The organism is Streptomyces sp. SID10853, assembly GCF_010548145.1.
Taxonomy (GTDB): Bacteria; Actinomycetota; Actinomycetes; order Streptomycetales; family Streptomycetaceae; genus Streptomyces.
Genome location: NZ_JAAGLN010000452.1, coordinates 1 through 2162, shown reverse-complemented (window position 1 = coordinate 2162; position 2162 = coordinate 1). Strand labels below are relative to the sequence as shown.

Below are 2162 nucleotides of genomic sequence, written 5' to 3'. Positions count from 1 at the left end.
TGGCCGTGGGCTGGGCCGTCTCCGCGCCGCCCCGCTGCAGCCTGACCCGGGCGACGTACCGCGCGAGCAGCTCGGCGACCTCGCTCGCCGCGGGGCGCCGCGCCGGATCCGCGTCGAGGCAGCGCAGCACCAGAGCGCGCAGCTGGTCCCAGGCGCCGCCCTGCCACAGATGCATGCCCTCCGGCAGGCCCGGCAGTTCCAGGCCAGGCTTGCTGCTGATGAGCTGGAGCAGCTCGCCCAGGGACCGCATGTTGTCCTCGCGGGTCGGGGCCGGTCCCGGGCCCAGATACTCCCCGTCGACCGCGCAGTCCGAGAGGTCGCCCAGGACCACGCTGCGCCGCAGGACGAACACACTGTCGGCGTTGAGGTCGGCGAGCACGATGCCGTTGACATGGCAGACGGTGAGGGCGTTCGCGAGGTAGCAGGCGACGAGCAGCCCGCGCAGGATGTCGAAGGGCGCGGTGCCGGCCGGCACGGCCTGCGCGTAGATGTCACCGAGCCGGGGCGGCTGTGCGGTCGGCGTGTCCGCGTCCGCGACCGGGGTCATCGCGAGCCAGGGCGGCGAATCGCCGAGCCCGGTGGCGAGCAGGGCGGGGGCGCCCTGCCCCTGGAGCCGGCGGAGCACCTCGGCCTCCACCTCGATCAGTCTGCCGTTGACCGCGGGGAGATCGGGGCGCGGTATCCGCAGGACGGCGCCGGGGTCGCGCGGGCCCGAGCCCGGGTGGTTCGTGCCGCGGTACACCACCGTGCGGCGCCCGCGGCGGCGGCCGCGCAGCTCGTACGGGCCGAGCCTGCGCGGGTCGTCGTCCGTGAGCGGGTCCCAGTCGTCCGTGTCGGAGCGGGCGGGTTCGTGCTCCCGTCGCTCCGGTGCGCCGTCCGGCGTACGGTCGCCGAACGAGAAGCCGAACCTGCTGAGCAGCCGCCGCTCGACGCTGGTGAACGGCTGGTGCGAGCCGGGCAGCTGCGCCGGGCCGTCCGGATGGGCCAGCCAGGCCGGGAAGTCCGGTGAGTTCCCGGCGAGTTCGCCGAGCCGCCGGCCGATGCTGCGGCTGGTGTGCAGGAGTTCGGCCTGCGGGACGGCGTCCAGGAGCACCGCCTTGGTCTCGTCGGAGAAGTCGAAGACCCGGTGCTTGGCGGGGAGCGGCCCCGGCACGGGCGCCGGATGCGGGCGCACGAGGCCGCCGAGGAACACCTCCGCGAGGTCGGATGTGCCGGCCTGCCAGGGCACGGCGGTCTGCACCAGCCGCATCACGGGCACGGACAGCGGGGACACCGCAGCGAGATGGGCCGCGAGCCGGTACGCCTCCGGGGTGGCCGCGTCCCTGAAGTGCTGGACGCTGCTCAGGTCCCGCGAGGGGGCCACCGCCCCGTAACGGCTGGGCCGGTTCAGCAGCGGCAGCTCCACGGTGGTGCCCGGCGAGGCGAGCAGCCGCGCCCAGTCCCCCAGCGAGCCGGCCGTGGGCTCCAGGACGGGCACCGGCACCCCGTCGAAGTCTGCGAGTCCCGGGGGCAGTACGGGATCCGCGATCTCCCAGGAGGTGTTGGCGCCGCCGATCCGCCGGGTGGTGGCACGCCAGCGCTCGGCGGAGATACCGGACGCCTCCCACATGTCAGGCGGCAGGGTGTGCAGCACCGCGACCGGGCCGCGCGCCGACCGCCTGGCCAGCAGCTCGTGGACCGTGCCCGACCGCCAGGCGGCGCCCATGCCGTCGCTGACGACCAGCAGGAGGGTGCGGCCCGACGGGTCGTTGACGGCGCTCAGCGGCAGCTCGGGGCTGTCGGTGTGGAACGGGCGTGCGTGCAGCCGCGGCCGGTGCGCCGAGCGGGTGTCGAGGCCGAGTACGCGGATGGCGGCGAAGGCCCCGAGCCGCTCCAGGAGGGCGCGCAGCTCCGTACCGAGGCGGTGCCACAGCAGCATGGACAGGCCGTCGTCGACGAGCAGCACGAGATTCAGCCAGCGCTCCCTCACCGGCCGCTGCACCACGTCGGCGAGCCGGGTCTCGGCGAGCGCGGCGGCTGTGCGTTCCTCGTCGATCTCCGTACGGTGCCGGCTGTCGCGGCGGCGGCGCAACGGCCGCAGCGCCCGGCCGAGTTCGAGCTCGTCGGCCAGTGCCTTGTCCTCGGGGACCCGCAGCGGCATGGCCCGGCGGGGCTGCGGGCCC

Annotated in this window: 1 protein-coding gene; it reads right to left on the bottom strand. The window is 75.4% G+C overall.

Annotated features, from left to right (window positions below):
• The coding region (locus G3I19_RS36210; protein ID WP_275402810.1) for an SAV_2336 N-terminal domain-related protein at nt 1-2162 on the bottom strand (2162 nt) is incomplete at both ends.